This window comes from Shewanella oneidensis MR-1, assembly GCF_000146165.2.
Classification (GTDB): Bacteria; Pseudomonadota; Gammaproteobacteria; order Enterobacterales; family Shewanellaceae; genus Shewanella; species Shewanella oneidensis.
In genome coordinates this window covers 1,702,091-1,721,984 of sequence record NC_004347.2, presented here as the reverse complement: position 1 = coordinate 1,721,984, position 19,894 = coordinate 1,702,091, and the positions used below count along the sequence as shown (strand labels likewise).

Genomic DNA, 19,894 nt, shown 5'->3' with positions numbered 1-19,894 from the left:
ATTACTTGCCTTTGCTTAAGGCTTCAACCACTTTGCCACTGATGTCAGCGTTTGGCTTAACATAAATGACTGCACCACGCTGTAAAACTAAATCGTATTTTTCTTTTTCAGCGATAGTGTTAATGGCTTTTTGAACCTTCACTAACAGTTTGTTTTGCTCTTCACCTTGGCGACGACGTAAGTCTTCATCCAACGCTTTACCTTTCAACTGATATTCAGATTTTAACGCTTCCATTTTACGAACCAGCTCAGTTTTTTGCGTGTCATTCATTAACGCGCCATCACGTTGCTGCTTCTCCATCAGAGAGCGCATTTCTTCTTGCATTTTCTGAACTTCAGACATGCGATCACCAAACTCTGACTTCAGAGATTGCATGATTTGCTCACGTTGAGGTAACTGCTCAAACACAGCGCCCATATCAACTACAGCAATATTTTCTGCTTGCGCCGCTAAAGGTGCACCTAATAAAGCTAACGTCACCAGGGCACGGTTTACCATCTTGTTCAAAATAGACTCCTTGTTACCTTTGTTATATTCAGCAAAACCTGCCGAGTGTATGCCTTTTAAAAAGTTTTGCCAATATTGAACGAGAAGATCTCTGTTTGATCGCCTTCGTATTCTTTAACCGGCCATGCCAAACTGAATACCATAGGGCCCATAGGTGATAACCACTGTAAGCTTACGCCCCACGATGCCCTAATACGCGCAGGGTCACTATAGTCCTGCAACTTATCAAACTCTTCAGCGGGTAAGGTTTGATACTTAGCGTAATCAAATTCCGTATCCCACACGTTACCGGCATCAACAAAGAAACTGGTACGTACAGAGTTGGTATAAGCCTCATCCAAGAATGGCGTTGGAACGATTAACTCCAAACTCGCTGTCGCAATGGCGTTACCCCCGATTGAACGACCAGAACTGACCTGAATTTTGTTTGGATCGCCCGGCAAGCTACAGCCATCACCCGATGGATCAGGCGAGCACGGTTCACTACCACGGAAAAGATAAAATGAACGCGGGCCAACCGAGTTAGATTTAAAGCCACGCAGCGAACTACTTCCACCTGAATAGTAGTTCTCCCAAAACGGCAGAATTTGGTCATTATCATTATATTGACCATAACCGTTACCATAACCTAAACGACCGCGAGCTAAGAGCACAAAACTTTGACTACGGTTGATGGGGAAATAGTAGTTGGTATCGAAATCAGTCTTAAAGTACTGCAGATCTGATGCAGGGACTGTCATCTTACCGCTTAAACGCTGTGACGAACCGTCCGTAGGGAAGGTGCCACGGTTTAAGGTACTGCGATACCAGCCCAAACTCAGTTCAAAGTTATCAAAACTTAAGTCAGCATTTGGATCATCGTCACGGTAAATGTTATAGAAACGCAGCGCCTGCTCATAGGCGGAGATTTCCGAAATCGTGTTATGACGATAGCCAATACCACCGTTGATACGGTTGTATTCGTTAATCGGGAAGCCAGAGTTTAACGCCACACCATAGGAGCTGTTTTTATAGCGTTCAAGGTTAGCTTCGTTCGCATCAAACTCGTTCCAGTAAACGCTTCCGCCTAAGCTCACACCATCTTTGGTCCAGTACGGATCGGTGTAAGATAAGTTAACGTTTTTAGAGTACTTGTTGGTGCTTAAACTCACCCCCGCTTGGTTACCCGTTCCGAGGAAGTTATTTTGCTGCACACCAAACTGCAAGCTTAGACCTGATTCAGTACCGTAACCTACGCCGGCGTTGAATGAACCGGAAGGCTGTTCTTTCACCTTAACGGCCACATCGACTAAATCATCGGTACCTGGGACTTGAATCGTTTCAGTATCAACGGTTTCAAAGAAGCCCAAACGGTTAAGACGCGCTTTAGATTGCTCAACTTGCGCAGAGTTTAACCAAGCACCTTCCATCTGACGCAGTTCACGGCGCATCACTTCATCTTCAGTGACTGTATTGCCCGTAAAGTTGATGGAACGAACATAAACACGCTTACCCGGTTTGATATTGATGTTTAAGGTCACTTCCTTGGTTTTATCATCAATTTCAGGGTAGGTTTTTACCTCAGGATAGGCATAACCGAAGCGACCTAAATACTTGCTGTACATCTCTTCGGCGAAGGTAACATCACCGCCGTTGTACATATCGCCCGCTTTGATTGGTAGAATCGATTTCATTAACTCTTCACGGCCCATCAGATCGCCCGTGAGGTTAACGTCTTTGACCTTGTACTTTTCACCTTCGTTAACGTTGATGGTGATATATAAGCCTTTACGGTCAGGCGTCATCGCCACTTGAGTCGAGGTGACTTCAAAGCGGATATAACCCTTGTTGTGGTAATAGGTTTTAATCGTTTCAAGGTCGGCTTGAAGCTTTTGCTTCTGGTAGCGGCGCTCACCAAACAGATCCCACCATGCCACATAATCTTTAAGTTCTAACATGCCAATAAGCTCAGCATCAGTGAACTCATGATTACCAACCACGTTAATTTGGCGGATTTCGGCCGCTAAACCTTCGGTAAATTTGAACTTAAGTTCGACACGGTTACGAGGCAAGTTAATGACTTGCGCTTCAACTTTAGCGCCATACTTACCCACGCCGTAGTAAAAGTCTTGCAAACCCTTTTCAATGCCTGTGAGCATAGTACGGTCTAAGGATTCGCCGACTTTAACACCAGAGCCGTCCAGACTTTCCTGTAACTGCTCATCTTTAATGTCTTTGTTGCCTTCAAAGGTCACGGCACTGATGGTTGGCCGCTCCGTCACTTTGACAATAAGCACGCCATCTTCATGACTGACTGAAATATTTTCAAAGTTAGTCGATGCATACAGGCTTTTAATGGCTTGCTGAAGTTTTAACTGATCTACAGTGTCACCCACTTTCACAGGTAAGCTTAACAAGGCAGCACCCAGTGCGACTCGCTGCAAACCTTCAACTTGGATGTCGGTCACTTCAAAGGGTTGGAAAGTATCCGCCAACACAGTCCCTGAAAACGACGCACCGACGAATAACATCGAGGCAAAAAGTTTATTCAATCTCATAGAGCACTTCTAATTATTAGTCTGTCCTTGCTCAGAGTCGGGCAAAATCGTTGAAGAGCGCAATGCTCATCAACATCAGCAGTAATGCTGCCCCAAATCTGAATCCTATTTCCTGTACCTTTTCAGACACAGGCTTACCTGTAATGACTTCAACGAAGTAATACAGCAGATGTCCCCCATCGAGCACAGGCAATGGCAGCAGGTTAATGATGCCTAAATTGACACTGATAAGCGCGAGGAAACCGAGAAAGTAAACCAAGCCATAGTTTGCACTATTGCCCGCACCCTGTGCGATTGAGATAGGTCCACTTAAGTTTTTCACTGACACATCGCCAGTAAATAATTTGCCAATCATCTTAAAGCTCACAGCAACAAGTTGCCATGTTTTATCGGCTGCAATAGCAAAAGAATCGATTGGGCCATATTCGAGTTGCAGACGCATATTCTCAGGCCATTGTGCCTGAGTCGGGCTCACGCCAAGCACGCCTATCTCCTTGCCATCACTATTTTTAATACTCGCAGGAGTCACTGAGATGGCAAACTGTTCGCCATTACGGCGCACTGTTAACTCCACTGGCACATTGGCAGAATGCTGAATAATGTCAACAAAAGCTTGCCAGTCAGTATATTGCTGACCATTTATAGCAACTAAAGTATCACCGACTTTGAGATCACTGTTTGCAGCTGCACTGCCTTCGCTGATGAGCGCAATTTGCGGTTCAATCGCAGGGCGATAAACCCCCAAACCTAGGGTAGTTATCGGTGACTCTTTTTCAGGGTCAAACCGCCATTGACGGGTATCTAAGGTGTAGGTGCGAGTATCAGTGTCTAACCCCTGCAAACCACTTAGCGGCGCGAGAGACACGGTTAAACTGTCATCACCAATATGACCAACAAGGGCTAAATTGACTTCTTCCCAATTTCGTACTGCTTGGCCAGAAATCGCCGTCACTTGCATCGGCTCATTCACCTTTATTTGCGCAGCTGCGCTGCCGGGCGTGGTTGAGGTAATGACGGGCTTTAGCGATGGCACGCCAATTAAATACATAAAATACAGTGCGATAATCGCAAAGATAAAGTTGGCAATAGGGCCTGCCGCCACAATGGCAATGCGTTGCCACACACTTTTACGGTTAAAGGCTTGGTCCTTTAACTCTTCGGGGACATCTTCAACGCGCTCATCGAGCATTTTGACATAGCCACCCAGCGGGATCATGGCAACGACATATTCAGTGCCATCCTTACCCACTTTGCGCCAAATCGTCTTACCAAAACCTATCGAAAAACGTTCAACTTTCACACCACAGCGGCGTGCAACATAGAAATGGCCGTATTCGTGGGCAGTAATCAACAGCCCAAGCGCTACGATAAAAGAACCTAAGTTCCACAAAAAATCTAACATTCCACTCCTTACGTCATCAGTAAATCCACTCAAGCCTCGTCAACAAGAGGCCTAAGCGAATTTCGCTAGTAATTCACGGGCATATATCCGTGTCTGGGCATCAAGGGCGATGATATCTTCGATGCTGGCCATCGCCTGTTTTGGGACGGACAATAAACAGTCTTCGTTTATCTTGCCGATATGGGTAAACCCTATCTTACCTTGTAAAAACGCCTCCACGGCGATTTCATTGGCCGCATTAAGTACCGTTGTCGCCTCTTGGCCTTGGGAGCAAGCCTCTATCGCTAACGCTAAACAAGGGAAGCGATTAAAGTCTGGCTCACAAAAGCTTAACTGTCCGACTTTGAAAAAATCTAAAGGTTCAACACCGGAGCGAATTCTTTGCGGATAGGACATACAATGGGCGATAGGCGTGCGCATGTCTGGGTTGCCCATCTGCGCAATCACACTACCATCGCGGTATTGTACCATCGAGTGAATAACACTCTGCGGATGAATAACCACTTTCAACTGGTCTTTCTGGGTGTTGAACAACCAACGGGCTTCAATAAACTCTAAACCTTTATTCATCATCGTGGCGGAGTCGACTGAAATCTTCGGTCCCATGGACCAATTTGGATGTTTACAGGCCTGCGCAGGCGTCATTGCCGCAAGATTTGATAGCTCTGCAGTTAAAAATGGACCACCAGAGCCAGTTAGTAAAATATGGGAAATACCAGAGGCCGCTAAGTCGCAGCGCCCTAAATTGCTCTGCACTTCTTCAGGCAAGCATTGGAAAATCGCATTGTGTTCACTGTCGACCGGCAGCAAAGTGGCGCCCGAGGCTCTGGTGGCCTCAATAAACAGCTCGCCGGACATCACCAACGCCTCTTTATTGGCGAGCAATACCCGCTTACCCGCCTTCACCGCCGCCAGTGTGGGCACTAACCCCGCTGCACCAACAATTGCCGCCATCACAGTATCAACCGCTGGTGCGGTGACTAAGGCAATAAGCTCATCCTCACCACTGGTGACTTGGATATTCAGTGCTGCAGGTAATTGCGCCTTGAGTGCTAAAGCGGCTTTGTGGTCAACCATATGAGCAACCTGAGGGCGATGAGCCAAACACAGGGTGAGCATCTTATCAACGCTCGCATTCGCCACTAAAGCATACACTCGATAGGCTGTAGGATTAGCCGAAATCACACTTAAGGTGCTGGCACCAATCGAGCCTGTCGCACCCAAAATCACCATATTTTGCATAGCGTTACATCCAAAATGCAATGTAGATTAGGGTAAACACCGGCAAGGCTGCAGTAAGGCTGTCGATGCGATCGAGTACGCCGCCATGTCCAGGCAAAATCGTGCCCGAATCTTTAATGCACGCGGCGCGCTTAAACATACTTTCTGATAAATCCCCAAGGGCAGAAATTAACGCCACAAAAAGCGTTACCGCCACGACCAACCCCAACTCTTGCTCTGGAGAAATAACCATAACGCCAGCAACAACAATCAGCGTCGTGACTAAACCACCGAGCAAACCTTCAAGGGTTTTAGCTGGGCTCACCGCAGGCATTAACTTAGTCTTGCCGACGGCTTTCCCCACAAAATACGCACCAGAATCCGCGGCCCACACAATCAGCATCACCAGTAATACCAACGATGCACCGTAATAAGGCGATATTTGCGAACTAATGGATTTAAGGGCAATGAGCGCGACAAAACAAGGCACTAAAGTCAATTGTCCAAACATGGACTTTAGCATCGGATTTTTTTGCCACAGCTTAGCACTTTTGGGATAAGTCAACACAAGCAGCAGTGACACCATCCACCAAAGGGCACCTATAGTTACCACCGCAAAATAGATGGGGTGAATTTGCCCCCTAAGCCAAATGGTGTCGGCGGGAACAATTAAATTAAGGGCGATCAATAAAATGCCAACGGTGCAAGTAAAACTCCATTGCGTGACATTACATTGACTATCGATGATCCTGCCCCACTCCTTAGCGGCGATCAGAAACACAGCGATCAAGGCCCAAGCAAAGTACTCAACGGGGAGTAAATAGATTGCTCCCAAAACTAATGGAATCAACCAAATTGCTGTTATTATACGTTGTTTTAGCAAAAAAAATCCCTCATGACGTTTTACAATGCGCGCATCTCATCAATTTGACTTCCGGTCAAACCAAAACGGCGCTGGCGATTGGCAAACGTGGCAATCGCTTCATGAAAAGCCTGCTCATCAAAATCAGGCCAAAGGGTGTCCAAAAACACCAACTCAGCATAGGCTGCCTGCCAGAGTACAAAATTGCTGATCCGGTAATCCCCCCCCGTACGGATTATTAAATCAACTTCACTCTGATTTTGCATGCACAAATGTTCACTCAAGGCTTCTTCAGTGAACTGACTGCTGGTCATTTCACCAGTTTCAACCTTTTCAGCTAACTTTTGCGCAGCTTGCAGTATGTCCCAGCGACCACCGTAATTGGCCGCCACATTCAATATCAATCCGCTGTTGCCTGCAGTTTTTTCTTCTGCGGCACGAATTTGCTTTTGTAAACGCGCAGAAAAACGGCTGATATCACCAATGATATTCAGTTTGACTTGGTTCTTATCGAGTAACTTAATTTCCCGCTGTAGCACAGTAAAAAACAGTTCCATCAACAAGCTGACTTCTTTATCGGGTCTACGCCAATTTTCGCTAGAAAACGCAAATAGCGTTAGCGATTGTATCCCTAACTGACTGGCCGCGCTCACCGCACGTCTCACCGCTTTAACCCCGGCCTTATGCCCCATCACTCGTGGTTTGCCCTGGGTTTGGGCCCAACGTCCATTACCATCCATAATAATCGCAACATGCTTAGGTAATGACTGTTTAACGAGTTCGGGTAATACCTCCGGTAAGCTTGTCTGAGCATAAGCATCCGCCTCAGTCGGCCTAGATTGCGGATCAAATTCCACTGTGGATGACATCTAATACAACCCTTTAAAATAGACAAACGCCGTGTAGTATACCCCTACACGGCGTAGCAACTCTAGCTTATAGCGCCTGAGATTAGACTTCCATCAACTCAATTTCTTTGGCCGCTAAAATCTCATCGACCTTCTTGATGTGAGCATCGGTGAACTTTTGTACTTCATCTTCAAAGCGACGAACATCATCTTCAGTACATTCTTTGGCTTTTTCGAGCTTCTTCACATCAGAAATCGCATCGCGACGTACATTACGAATCGCCACACGGCCACCTTCGGCTTCAGCACGTACCACTTTGATAAAATCTTTACGACGCTCTTCAGTCAGCGCGGGTAATGGAATACGTAAGGTCGCACCCGCTGACATAGGGTTTAAACCTAAATCAGAGCTCATGATGGCTTTCTCAACCGCTTGGATTGCGCTGCGGTCAAATACGGTTACTGACAAAGTACGCGCATCTTCAACGCCCACGTTTGCCACTTGGTTAAGCGGTGTCATAGTACCGTAGTAAGATACTTGGATCGAGTCCAGTAAGCTTGGGTGTGCACGACCAGTACGTACTTTAGCCATTTGGTTTTTGGTCGCGTCAACGCATTTACCCATGCGCTCTTGAGCATCTTTTTTAATATCTGCAATCACGTTAAATGTCCTTCTTGGTCATTGAATAACTTATTTCGCTTTGATCATTGTGCCTTCTTCTTCACCCATGACCACACGGCGCAGGGCGCCTGGTTTGTTCATGTTGAATACTAGGATTGGCATGTCATGATCACGCGCCATCGTAAAGGCTGCTAAGTCCATTACTTTTAATTCTTTATCCAGCACTTCAGTGTACGTTAATTCATCGTACTTCACTGCTTCTGGATTTTTCATCGGGTCATCAGAATAAACGCCGTCAACTTTAGTGCCTTTTAGCACGACTTCTGCTTCGATTTCAATGCCGCGTAAACAAGCAGCAGAATCGGTAGTGCAGAATGGGTTACCAGTACCTGCAGCAAAAATCACCACACGACCTGATTTTAATAAGCTGATCGCCTCAGCCCAATTGTAGTCATCGCACACCCCTTTTAATGGGATAGCCGACATCAGACGAGCATTAACATAGGCACGGTGCAGGGCATCACGCATGGCCAAGCCGTTCATAACCGTTGCCAGCATACCCATGTGATCGCCCACCACACGATTCATGCCCGCTTTTGCTAAGCCTTCACCGCGAAATAGATTACCACCACCAATGACCACACCCACCTGAATGCCTAACTCTACCAGCTCTTTCACTTCCTGAGCCATGCGATCTAACACTTTAGGATCGATGCCGAAGCCTTCGTCGCCCATCAGTGCTTCGCCACTTAATTTTAGAAGAATGCGTCTAAATGCAGGTTTTGGATTGGTGCTCATAATTTTTATATCCTGGTCATAACAAGACCGCAGCCATTGCTGCGGTCTTGGGGGTATTTAGCGTTGGCGATTAAGCCTTTTTAGAAGCAGCGATTTGAGCAGCAACTTCAGCTGCGAAATCTTCTTCTTTCTTCTCAATACCTTCACCAACTTCTAAACGGATGAAGTTAGTGACTTTAGCGCCTTTCTCTTTCAAGAATTCGCCAACAGTTTTCTTTGGTTCCATGATGTAAGCTTGACCAGTCAGAGAGATCTCACCGGTGAACTTCTTCATACGACCAACAACCATTTTCTCTGCGATGTCAGCAGGTTTGCCTTCATTCATAGAGATTTCGATTTGTAGAGCTTGTTCACGAGCAACTACGTCAGCTGGAACGTCTTCTGGGTTAACGTATTCTGGCTTAGAAGCAGCAACGTGCATAGCTAGGTGCTTCAGAGTTTCCTCATCAGCGTCACCAGTTACTACTACACCGATACGCTCACCGTGACGGTAAGATGCTAATTTTGCGCCGTCGATGTACTCAACGCGACGAACGTTGATGTTTTCACCGATTTTAGCAACCAGAGCAACACGGGCTTCTTCGAATTGGGCTTTTAAGTCTTCTAAAGTCACTTTAGACGCTGCAGCAACGTCTAAAACAGCGTTAGCAAAACCTAAGAAGTTCGCATCTTTAGCAACGAAGTCAGTTTGGCAGTTTACTTCTAGCAGTACTGCGAAACCTTCACCGTTTTTGATCAGGATAGTACCGTCAGCAGCGATGTTACCTGCTTTCTTAGCAGCTTTAGCAGCACCAGACTTACGCATGTTGTCAATTGCTAACTCCATGTCGCCGTTGGTTTCTTCTAACGCTTTTTTACAATCCATCATGCCTGCGCCAGTACGCTCGCGCAGTTCTTTAACTTGGGCAGCAGAAATTGCCATTGTTAAATCCTCTCTAAAAAATCGACTAATTTGCAGATATAAAACAGGGGCCGAATGGCCCCTGTTAACCAATCAAAATCTTGGTTAATAAGGGTGATGAAACTCATCCCGCCTTATTATTATTCGGCTTCTACGAAACCGTCTTGCTCAGCTTGAACAGCTAAATCTTGACCACGGCCAGCGTTAGCTGCTGCAGCAACAGAAGTAGTGTACAGGCGAATAGCACGCATCGCGTCGTCGTTACCAGGAACGATGTAGTTAACACCATCTGGCGCAGAGTTAGTATCAACAACTGCAACAACAGGGATACCCAGGTTGTTAGCTTCTTTAATAGCGATATGCTCGTGGTCAGCGCCGATAACGAATAATACGTCTGGCAGGCCGCCCATGTTTTTAATACCGCCTAAAGATTTTTCCAGCTTTTCAAGCTCACGAGTACGCATCAGCGCTTCTTTCTTGGTCAGCTTGTCAAAAGTACCGTCTACTGATTGGCTTTCCAGTTCTTTCAGACGTTTGATTGACTGACGAACGGTTTTCCAGTTAGTCAGCATACCGCCTAACCAACGGTGATCAACATAGTACTGATCACAAGAAATAGCAGCTTCTTTGATCGCTTCGCCAGCAGCACGTTTAGTACCAACGAATAATACTTTACCTTTCTTTGAAGCAACGTTGCTAATGAAAGCCAGAGCTTCATTGAACATTGGCACAGTATGCTCAAGGTTGATGATGTGAACGCCGTTGCGAGCACCGAAAATGAATGGCTTCATTTTTGGGTTCCAGTAACGGGTTTGGTGACCGAAGTGGACACCGGCCTGGAGCATATCGCGCATTGAAACTGTAGTCATTTCTATTACCTTAAAATTTAGGGGGTTAGACCTCCACGTATCCCATGTCTTCGACCCCGCAGTTAACAGCTGAGGGCACCCCGAAGAATGTGTCGACACGTGTGTGATTTAGTATTTAGATAAATTGCCATGTATAATGGCCGCCATCTTTAGTTTTGCTATCGCCCAAAAGCAGATAAAGCTGAGCTTGGGTAATTCATCAAGACTTAAACATAACGGCGCGCTTTATACCATAAATAGCCCTAAAGCACAAATTTTTGCATCGGGTTGATGGCGCCAATAGACATCGAAGACACGAGAGAAAACACAATGAGTATCGTCATTAAGACAGCAGAAGAAATCGAGAAAATGCGCGCGGCGGGTAAGCTTGCGGCGCAGGTGTTAGAAATGATCGCGCCCTATGTTAAGGTGGGGGTCAGCACTAATGAATTGAACGATATCTGCGCAAAATATACCGAAGAGCAAGGCGCGATTTCTGCTCCGCTCAACTATCATGGTTTTCCAAAATCTATCTGTACTTCGTTAAACAACGTGATTTGCCACGGAATCCCGAGCGATCGCGTTTTAAAGGATGGCGATATTCTCAACATCGATATCACTGTTATTAAAGATGGTTACCACGGCGATACCTCTAAAATGTTCTTAATTGGTGAGGTGAGTCCTAAGGACAAGCGTCTGTGCCGCATCGCCCAAGAGAGTTTATATCTTGCCATTCGTAAGGTTCGTCCAGGGTTAAAACTGGGCGAAATCGGCAATACTATTGAAAAATTCATCAAAGCCAGCAAAACAGGCCTTGAGAAATATTCCATCGTGCAAGATTATTGTGGCCACGGTATTGGCGCGGGTTTCCATGAAGAACCTCAAGTGATGCACTACCGCAATGGTGACAACACCATTTTACGCCCAGGCATGTGCTTTACCATTGAGCCGATGATCAACGCAGGTCGCCACACCACTGTGCTAGACCGCAATGATAATTGGACGGTGACCACCTCCGATGGTAAAAACTCAGCCCAGTGGGAACACACGCTATTAGTAACACAAACTGGTGTCGAAGTACTGACGCTGCGCGATGAGGAAGATTTCCCACGCGTGATTAATTACTAATTACAATCGTTAAACTATCCACTAGGTCATATTGGGACTCGGTGGATAGCAAATGTTTTAACGCATCCAAACAAGGGACTCGATGAATACAGCGCTGCTAGCAAAACAATCATTAATCGAACAGAATCAAACGCTTTTAGCAAGATTCAAAGCCAAAACCCCGATTGAAGAGCTAGTCACTCAGCGCTGTCAGTTTGTTGATTCCCTCGTTAAACAGGCCTGGCAACAGCATGGCCTAGACCAATACCCCATCGCCCTGATCGCCGTTGGCGGTTACGGCCGAGGAGAGCTGCATCCTCACTCGGATGTCGACCTGTTATTTCTCTTCGAAGGTGAATTATCTAAAGCTGCTGAAACCACGCTCAGCGAATTTATCGCTTTTTTGTGGGACGCAAATCTCGAGATAGGTCATAGCGTTCGCACCCTCGATGATACTTTGCGCCTTGGTCGAGACGACATTACCATTGCCACCAACTTGCTTGAGGCGCGCTTGCTCACAGGGCCTGAAACCTTATTTGACCAGCTCTATGATGCTATTCGTCAAAGCGATTTTTGGACTTCAAGCAACTTTTTTATCGCCAAGCGCGATGAGCAAACGGCCCGCCATGCCAAGGCGAGTGCCTTTGATCTTGAGCCCAATATCAAAAGTTGTCCGGGCGGGCTTCGGGATATTCAAACCATCGCCTGGGTCGCCATGCGCCACTTTGGCGCCTCGCGCCTAGAAGAACTGGTTGAATATGAGTTTTTAGAACCCGCCGAATTAGAAGAGTTGCTCGAGTGTCAGCATTTTTTATGGAAGCTGCGTTTTGCCCTGCATATGGCTGTAGGCCGTGATGAAAACCGCCTGCTGTTTGATGTACAGCGTCAAGTAGCCGAGTTGATGGGGTACGAAGACGCCACCCAACTTGCCGTTGAGCAAATGATGAAACGATACTATCGCACGGTACGCCGAGTGATGGAACTCAACGAAATGCTCCTGCAACTGTTTAAGCGGGCAACCCTTGGCCATACTAAAGCACTAGAAATCCAAGCCATTGATGATAACTATCAGCGCCGTGGCGCCTTTATCGAAGCGTTAAGCGACGATCTATTCGATAGCGGCGAAGAAATTGTGCGTTTGTTTGTGCATATTGCCAAAAACTCCAATATTAAAGGCATTTATGCGCCAACACTTCGCTCACTAAGGCGTGCACGCCGGGCGCAGCTACAACCTTTACAAGAAAATCCACTGTGCCGCCAAGCCTTTATGGAGATATTAAAGCATCCACGCGGTATTGCAGCGTTATCACTTATGCATAAACACGGGGTGCTCTCAGCCTATTTACCTGCTTGGCGTAATATTGAAGGCCAAATGCAATTTGACCTGTTCCACGCCTATACGGTCGATGAACACACCCACAGATTGCTGCTCAATATCGAACGCTTCTCGCAGCCAGAACAAAAAGAAGAGTTTCCGTTAGGCTCAGTGCTCATTAATCAGCTGCCGAAAAAAGGCTTGTTGGTGCTCGGCGCCATTTTCCACGATATCGCTAAAGGTCGCGGCGGCGATCACAGCAAACTGGGATCAAGCGATGCCCTCGCCTTCTGTAAACTCCATGGCTTAAATGACCACGATGGCCGCTTAGTCGCTTGGCTGGTTGAGAATCACTTAGTGATGTCGGTGACCGCCCAGCGCCGTGATATTTCTGATCCCGATGTCGTCGCGGACTTTGCGAGTAAAGTCCGCGATGCGGTGCATTTAAGTTATTTGTACTGTTTAACCGTGGCCGATATCTGCGCCACCAACGAAAAAACCTGGAATAACTGGAAAGGCTCACTGCTGCGCGACTTATATTTTTCCACCCAAAGGGTACTTGCGCGCGGCAAAGAAAAGCCCGTCGATATTCGGGCCCGAGTGCGCGAATACCAAGCCAAGGCAAAAAAAGAATTACTGCGGCGCGGCATTAAAGAAAAAGATTTAGATACCCTTTGGCAACGCTTTAAGGCCGACTATTTTTTGCGCCACCAGCCCAATCAAGTCGCTTGGCATGCTGAAGCTATCCTCAAGCATAAGCAGGTAGATGAACCCTTAGTGCTCGTCTCAAAACACACGACCCGCGGCGGTACGGAACTCTTTGTCTACTGTCAGGACAGACCTAAGTTATTTGCTACCGTGATGGCGGTGCTTGATAATAAAAACATTAACGTCCACGATGCTAACATCATGACATCAAAGGACAATTATGCTCTCGATACCTTTGTTATTCTCGAGCAAGACGGCGAGCCCGTCAGCCAACTCTCGCGCATACAAAGTATCCGTAAAGCCCTTGAAAAAGCGCTCGCCAGTGATAACCCTAAACTGCCACGCTTTAGAAAACTGTCGCGCAAGATGAAACCTTTTAATGTTCCTACTCAGGTGAGTTTCCTTGAGAGTAACCGTCATGGTACAAGTATGATGGAACTCATTGCCTTAGATACGCCGGGATTATTAGCTAAAGTGGGCGATATTTTCTATCGCTGCAACACGACTTTGCTCTCCGCCAAGATCACGACCATCGGCGAGCGAGCGGAAGACTTTTTTATTTTGCAAACCAATGACGGCTTGCAACTCAATGAAACCCAAGAGCATACGCTCAAGGAAGCCTTGATTAGCGCACTGAGCGCTATCAACACAGAGTCAACCAATTAACCACAACGGGAGAAGTAAATGGAGGCTTTACGCCAACGTATTGAGGCCGCTTTTGAAGCGCGTACCGACATCACACCAAGCACTGTTGACGAGCGCGTGCGTAGCGATGTGCAACATGTCATCAATATGCTCGACAAAGGTGAACTGCGCGTCGCTGAAAAAATCGACGGCCTATGGCATGTTCATCAATGGTTGAAAAAGGCGGTATTACTGTCATTCCGTATTTTTGATAACGCTGTTATTGATGGCGCCGAAACCAAGTATTTTGACAAAGTGCCGTTAAAGTTCGCCGAATATGATGAGGCCCGCTTTAAAGCCGAAGCCATCCGCGTGGTGCCTTCAGCCACTGTTCGTAAAGGCTCGTTCATCGGTAAAAACACCGTATTAATGCCATCTTACGTCAACCTAGGCGCTTATGTTGACGAAGGAACCATGGTCGACACTTGGGCGACTGTGGGATCATGCGCGCAAATTGGCAAAAACGTGCATTTATCGGGTGGTGTAGGCATTGGTGGCGTACTGGAGCCACTGCAAGCAGGACCAACCATTATTGAAGATAACTGCTTTATCGGTGCGCGCTCTGAAATTGTCGAAGGCGTCGTGGTTGAAGAAGGCTCAGTGATTTCCATGGGTGTGTATATCGGCCAAAGTACCCGAATCTATGACCGTGAAACCGGTGAAGTCCATTATGGCCGCGTGCCAGCAGGTTCTGTAGTCGTATCAGGTAACCTGCCCTCAGCTTGCGGTAAATACAGCCTCTATGCTGCGATTATCGTGAAAAAAGTGGATGCGAAAACCCGTAGCAAAGTCGGTATCAACGAACTGTTACGTATCGTCGATTAACATCAAGCATTTGCTTTAATTATCCAATATTAAGATGCCAAGTCTTTCGCTTGGCATCTTTTTAGTAAAGCTCATACACTCAGGCTTTATCGCGCGAAAACGCTAGAACTGCAATCCGCGATAAAAATATGTTTTTACCGGGCTCAAATACAATACTGTTAATGTAAATAAGCTCGGATGATATCGTCGAGAGTTCACTGCTATATCAAATTAAAAAACGATGGTTTTATTACCGTAAACCACCACTTGCTCATTTAACACTAATTGCAGCGCCTTGCTGAGAACACTTTTTTCAACATCTCTACCTGCTTTTGCCATTTCTAATGCGCTGTAACTGTGGTCAACGGGGATCACATCCTGCTTGATAATCGGCCCTTCATCGAGGCAGTTATTCACAAAATGCGCCGTCGCACCGATGATTTTGACTCCTCGCTCCCACGCCTGACGATAGGGTGCAGCACCAATAAATGCAGGCAGGAAAGAATGATGTATATTGAGGATACGGTTAGGATATTCGGCCACAAAATCGGGCGTTAACACTCGCATATATTTGGCAAGCACTAAATAGTCTGGCGAGTATTGCGACACAGCAGCCAATAACGCCTGCTCATGTTGAATCCTATCGAGTCCTTCGTGACTCACCAAATGAAAAGGAATATCAAATTTTTCAACAAGTTCTCTAAGTACATCATGGTTGCCCACCACGGCGGCAATTTCAACATTCAAGCCACCATAATAGGCCTTCATCAACAGATCGCCGAGACAATGGGCCTCTTTAGTGACTAATATAACGATGCGTTTCTTGCCCGCGCTCACTAAAGTCATATGATTTTGAGCGGGTAATACTTGACGCAGATCCTGCAATAATTGCTCGCAGTGAAAATGGCCTTCGAGCTCAGTACGCATAAAAAATCGTCCCTGCGCATTATCCACAAACTCACTGTTTTTAATGATGTTAAGTTGATGGTTAAAGCACACACCGGTGATTTTAGCGATAAGCCCTTGGGCATCGGCACAATCTGTCATCAGAATTTTACGGGCTAAAGCTGGCTGAGCGTTTGTTCGATGTTCATGCTGTGACTGCAAAATCTGATCTCCTCTATAATCCCTCACTGGAGTGTGCCATAGTCAATCTGGCTGTACAGCATGAAAAACTTATTATTTCGCTTAAAAAGTGATATTAACGGCAATTGACTTCATAACGCCGCGTATCTAAATAGCGTTGCAACACTTTACGCAGGGTTTCCGCCTTAGTGCCATAAACTATTTGCACCCCTTTGCCCATCACAATCACCCCCTTAGCGCCTAACTGACTGAGCCGCACTTTATTGACTAACTCAGGGCTATGTACACTTAAGCGTAACCGCGTTAAACAGGCATTGAGCTCCACAATATTATCGCGCCCTCCTAATGCCGCAATGATTGCCCTTAAGCTCTCTTTTGAACCTTTGGTGCCATCAGATTGAAGTCGTCCTGGCGTTTTTAGATTAAAGGCCAGAATACTTCCTCTAAACAAGATGTAATAAATCACCGCTGTGAGTGGCCCTAACACAGCAAACCACCCCGTATTGCGAGAAAGAGAAAACAACAGAGTGAAATCCACCAGTCCATGGGAAAACACAATACTGTGGTGAATATCGAGCATAATACAGACAAAATAAGCCAGTCCCGACAGCATGACATGGATAAGAAACAACAGCGGCGCCACAAACATAAAGGCAAATTCAATGGGTTCAGTCACCCCAGTCAACCAACTGGCTGCTGCAGCCGAGAGCATAATACCTGCAACACGATTGCGCTCCGAGTTATCGGCGCAGCGCCAAATCGCCAGCGCCGCTGCCGGTAATCCCCACATTTTAATCAGATAACCACCCGCTAAATTTCCCGCTTGCGGATCGCCCGCTAAATAGCGCGCCACTTCACCACGCACCACTTCTGCATCCTGCAACTGATATTGGCCGACTTCTAAATAAAACGGCGCATTCCAAATATGGTGTAAACCTAAAGGGATAAGTAATCGCTCAAGCGCGCCATATACGCCAAAAGCAATCGCAGGCTTTTGGTAAACAGCCCAGTCAGAGACTCGCTCAATCAATAAGGATAAAGACGGCCATATATGGGCTAGCACATAACCTAAGCCCATTGCCAAAGGAATAATCAACAAAGACGCACTGCGTCGCCCTTCAAAAAAGGAAAAAATCGCCGGCAAGCGAATATACTGGCTCCAACGCACTGCAAAGCATGTGACGCCGCCAATCAGCATGCCACCCGCAATTCCCGTATCTAAGGTTTCCATGCCAAGCACTAATTGAGTGGGTAGTTGGTAGAGGTCGGCTAAAGCGGCCAAGGTTGCTGTCATCACGCCATAGCCAAACACCGCGGTAAATGCTGCAATCCCCTGATCTCGGCAAAAACCAATCGCCACCGCCACAGCAAACAAAATCGGCATAATCGCGAAAATCAGCTTACCCACAGCCAGCATTAATACATTAAGTACTTCTGGCATAAAAGGGATTGGGCTTACCGTCAACCCCAGCATCACCCCCGCGGCGGGTAAAATGGCAATAGGGATTAACAGCGCTTGACTTAAGCGCTGGGCAAATTTAAACCATTGCTGGGTGACAAAATGGCCTAAGCGACGCGCTCGGATTTGACGAGTTGATTCCAGCTTTCCAGCCATTTTATCGCTTCGACCTCGGGTTCCATGGTTTCACAGGCATCAATATCAAGACGAGCAACAATGGGCTGTGCGCCTAATTCTGTCAGTAATTCATCCACTGACTTGCCAGCGCCGCAAAAGGTGTCATAACTCGAATCACCTAACGCAATCACACTGTATTTCAGCTCAGGTAGATAAGGCGCGGTTTCTTTAAGGTAATAGTACCAAGGTTGGATATCATCGGGTAAATCCCCTTGACCAGTGGTCGAAGTCACCACAATTAACAGCTCATCTTGTGGAGGAATAAATTGACTGATTTCATTCGGCTGCCACAATTTGGCGTCATAACCGAGTTCTGTCAGTGCTTTTTCTAAGGTTTCAGCCGTAAATTGTGCGCTACCATACACAGTACCAAAGACCAGATTAACTATTTTCATGATATACTCCGTCCCACATGCGTAAACGCAACTTAGCTGAAGTTACTTTATTGTTATGCTTTAGGGCAAGTGACAAGGTAAAAATTTTATAAATCAAGTTATTGAGCATGAGGAAGTACACTGATGCGACAGAGCAATAGGCAAAAACACCTCAAGCACCAACATAAAAGCACCCAAATAAGACGTAAACATTACTTTCACGCTGCTCAGCAAAACCTGCAAACGCCACTTCAACCCACAGTGGGGTTTTCAAGCTTAGTCACCCTAATGCAAGAGTTAGCCAGTAGTTAAGCTGTCCACCTCCTTGTTAAACCGCCAAGTGTAACAAGCAAACACACTCCATTAGCAAAGTGCGAATGCCGGTGCGATGCCCTTTACACATCATCTTAACCTGCGATAAATATGCTCGGTGCACAAGATAGCGCCTCATCATCCCAACCAAGACCAGCAAATACGGTTTCCCATTCAGGCTCTAGCTCTGTTTCAATACTCAAGCGCTGATGGGTTATCGGGTGAGTAAAGGTTAATTTTTTCGCAATCAGCCATAATCGATTGATGTCAAAATGGGTTCTAAAAAATGCATTTTGCTTACCATCACCATGGGTTGTATCGCCAATAATCGGATGGCGTAAGTGCGCCATATGGCGTCTTAGTTGATGCTTGCGCCCAGTTTTAGGGCTTAGTTTAACTAAAGCAAATCGGCTACTTGCATAACGCCCTGATGGGTAAGGAATTTCGGCATTGAGTAGCGGCTCATATTGAGTCACCGCTTCTTGGGCTGCTTTATCTTGATTCGCGAACTTATCAGCAACCTCATCCAGCTCAACCTTGAGCGCGTAATCCAATACACCACTCTCGTGCATATTGCCACGCACCAACGCCAGGTACTGCTTTTCGATACTATGGTCAGCAAACTGGTCGCAAAGCGCGTTCGCAACCTCACTGCTCTTGGCAAATAACAACACGCCCGAGGTCGGTCTATCTAAACGGTGTACCGGAAACACATGACACCCCACTAGATCGCGTGTTAATTGCATCGCAAAAAAACGCTCTCGGCGCGCTAAATAGCTGCGATGCACCAGTAATCCCGCGGGTTTATGGATAGCAACGAGATGCTCGTCTTGATATAAAATGCGCAGTTGCGGCGCGACTTGGGTATCATCACTATCGGTATGCGGTTGTTTATCCTCTGGGGTATCTAACCAGATATCATCTTGGTTCATTTAACAATATATCCAATTCATTTAATGTAGATATCAATGGCGCTAATGCCGCCTGCTCAGACCACAGATGCTCAGCCATTGGGGCGATGGCAATTTGGCTAGGCAAGGCTTGTCCTGCATCGATTAGTGCCTGCATCCGCGGGATAAAGATAAACTGTAGCCATTGTTCAAACGGCATAAGATCGCAGGCAAACGGCGCCGTGCTGGCCATCGCTTCAACGGAAGGCGCCGTGGCAGACCAGAGTCCCGTTTGCTTCAGCTCGCTGGCAATTTGAGCTAATTTAGTTTGAGTGTAGCGGTATAGCATCAATTTAAAGTCCATTAGGTCACGGCATTAGAGGATAAGGCTCAGCGACAGGGGCGATAAAACTGTGGCAATCATACCATCG

At 46.6% G+C, this 19,894-nt stretch carries 19 protein-coding genes; 4 read left to right on the top strand and 15 right to left on the bottom strand.

All coding sequences use genetic code 11. The annotated features are described in order from the left end of the window. Nucleotide 1: 1 nt before the first annotated feature. The 10 genes from SO_RS07565 to rpsB form a co-directional block, all read right to left on the bottom strand. A complete protein-coding gene (locus SO_RS07565; RefSeq protein WP_037416754.1) occupies nt 2-499 on the bottom strand; it encodes an OmpH family outer membrane protein in 498 nt (165 codons plus the stop codon). A 65-nt stretch (nt 500-564) separates the two neighbouring features. Next, nucleotides 565-3,045 carry an outer membrane protein assembly factor BamA gene (gene bamA, locus SO_RS07560; RefSeq protein ID WP_011071792.1) on the bottom strand — a complete coding sequence of 827 codons (2,481 nt, stop codon included), beginning with the start codon at nt 3,043-3,045 and terminating at the stop codon, nt 565-567. Nucleotides 3,046-3,076: 31 nt separating this feature from the next. Further along, the gene (gene rseP, locus SO_RS07555) at nt 3,077-4,447 is read right to left on the bottom strand and encodes a sigma E protease regulator RseP (protein WP_011071791.1); all 1,371 of its coding nucleotides are present in this window, start codon (nt 4,445-4,447) and stop codon (nt 3,077-3,079) included. A 51-nt stretch (nt 4,448-4,498) separates the two neighbouring features. After that, nucleotides 4,499-5,689: a 1-deoxy-D-xylulose-5-phosphate reductoisomerase gene (ispC, locus tag SO_RS07550; protein WP_011071790.1), complete on the bottom strand. Its 1,191-nt coding sequence runs from the start codon at nt 5,687-5,689 to the stop codon at nt 4,499-4,501. A gap of 4 nt (nt 5,690-5,693) precedes the next feature. After that, a complete protein-coding gene (locus SO_RS07545; RefSeq protein ID WP_011071789.1) occupies nt 5,694-6,551 on the bottom strand; it encodes a phosphatidate cytidylyltransferase in 858 nt (285 codons plus the stop codon). Between the two features lie 20 nt (nt 6,552-6,571). Next, nucleotides 6,572-7,399: a polyprenyl diphosphate synthase gene (uppS, locus tag SO_RS07540; protein ID WP_011071788.1), complete on the bottom strand. Its 828-nt coding sequence runs from the start codon at nt 7,397-7,399 to the stop codon at nt 6,572-6,574. Between the two features lie 82 nt (nt 7,400-7,481). Then, the gene (gene frr / locus SO_RS07535) at nt 7,482-8,039 is read right to left on the bottom strand and encodes a ribosome recycling factor (protein ID WP_011071787.1); all 558 of its coding nucleotides are present in this window, start codon (nt 8,037-8,039) and stop codon (nt 7,482-7,484) included. Nucleotides 8,040-8,069: 30 nt separating this feature from the next. Beyond that, nucleotides 8,070-8,798 (bottom strand): UMP kinase, encoded by a 729-nt coding sequence (gene pyrH / locus SO_RS07530; RefSeq protein ID WP_011071786.1) that lies wholly within the window; start codon nt 8,796-8,798, stop codon nt 8,070-8,072. 70 nt (nt 8,799-8,868) lie between these two features. Next, nucleotides 8,869-9,720 (bottom strand): translation elongation factor Ts, encoded by an 852-nt coding sequence (tsf, locus tag SO_RS07525; RefSeq protein ID WP_011071785.1) that lies wholly within the window; start codon nt 9,718-9,720, stop codon nt 8,869-8,871. A gap of 119 nt (nt 9,721-9,839) precedes the next feature. After that, nucleotides 9,840-10,568, bottom strand: a complete 729-nt coding sequence (gene rpsB / locus SO_RS07520) for a 30S ribosomal protein S2 (protein WP_011071784.1) — start codon at nt 10,566-10,568, stop codon at nt 9,840-9,842. 309 nt (nt 10,569-10,877) lie between these two features. Here rpsB and map point away from each other — a divergent pair, with 309 nt between their 5' ends. The 3 genes from map (at nt 10,878) to dapD (ending at nt 15,186) form a co-directional block, all read left to right on the top strand. Beyond that, nucleotides 10,878-11,675 carry a type I methionyl aminopeptidase gene (gene map, locus SO_RS07515; RefSeq protein ID WP_011071783.1) on the top strand — a complete coding sequence of 266 codons (798 nt, stop codon included), beginning with the start codon at nt 10,878-10,880 and terminating at the stop codon, nt 11,673-11,675. Between the two features lie 82 nt (nt 11,676-11,757). Further along, on the top strand, nt 11,758-14,343 hold the full coding sequence (gene glnD, locus SO_RS07510) for a bifunctional uridylyltransferase/uridylyl-removing protein GlnD (protein WP_011071782.1): 2,586 nt from the start codon (nt 11,758-11,760) through the stop codon (nt 14,341-14,343). 18 nt (nt 14,344-14,361) lie between these two features. Further along, nucleotides 14,362-15,186, top strand: a complete 825-nt coding sequence (gene dapD, locus SO_RS07505) for a 2,3,4,5-tetrahydropyridine-2,6-dicarboxylate N-succinyltransferase (RefSeq protein WP_011071781.1) — start codon at nt 14,362-14,364, stop codon at nt 15,184-15,186. Nucleotides 15,187-15,396: 210 nt separating this feature from the next. On the opposite strand, the gene purU is transcribed toward dapD, so the two are convergent. From purU to SO_RS07490, 3 genes are all read right to left on the bottom strand, one after another. Beyond that, on the bottom strand, nt 15,397-16,212 hold the full coding sequence (gene purU / locus SO_RS07500) for a formyltetrahydrofolate deformylase (protein ID WP_164925851.1): 816 nt from the start codon (nt 16,210-16,212) through the stop codon (nt 15,397-15,399). A gap of 154 nt (nt 16,213-16,366) precedes the next feature. Beyond that, nucleotides 16,367-17,866: a PTS transporter subunit EIIC gene (locus SO_RS07495; RefSeq protein ID WP_011071779.1), complete on the bottom strand. Its 1,500-nt coding sequence runs from the start codon at nt 17,864-17,866 to the stop codon at nt 16,367-16,369. Then, nucleotides 17,818-18,282, bottom strand: a complete 465-nt coding sequence (locus SO_RS07490; protein WP_011071778.1) for a flavodoxin — start codon at nt 18,280-18,282, stop codon at nt 17,818-17,820. Before SO_RS07490 ends, SO_RS07495 begins: the two co-directional genes overlap by 49 nt. 123 nt (nt 18,283-18,405) lie before the next feature. On the opposite strand from SO_RS07490, the gene SO_RS22980 reads away from it, so the two are divergent. After that, a complete protein-coding gene (locus SO_RS22980) occupies nt 18,406-18,573 on the top strand; it encodes a hypothetical protein (protein WP_011071777.1) in 168 nt (55 codons plus the stop codon). A 95-nt stretch (nt 18,574-18,668) separates the two neighbouring features. Here the strand turns inward: SO_RS22980 and truC are convergent, their stop codons facing one another. Both truC and SO_RS07480 read right to left on the bottom strand, forming a co-directional pair. Next, the gene (gene truC, locus SO_RS07485; RefSeq protein WP_011071776.1) at nt 18,669-19,505 is read right to left on the bottom strand and encodes a tRNA pseudouridine(65) synthase TruC; all 837 of its coding nucleotides are present in this window, start codon (nt 19,503-19,505) and stop codon (nt 18,669-18,671) included. Next, nucleotides 19,492-19,812, bottom strand: coding sequence for a YqcC family protein (locus SO_RS07480; protein WP_011071775.1), 321 nt, complete (start codon nt 19,810-19,812; stop codon nt 19,492-19,494). The genes truC and SO_RS07480 overlap by 14 nt, the downstream gene beginning before the upstream one ends. Between the last annotated feature and the right edge of the window lie 82 nt (nt 19,813-19,894).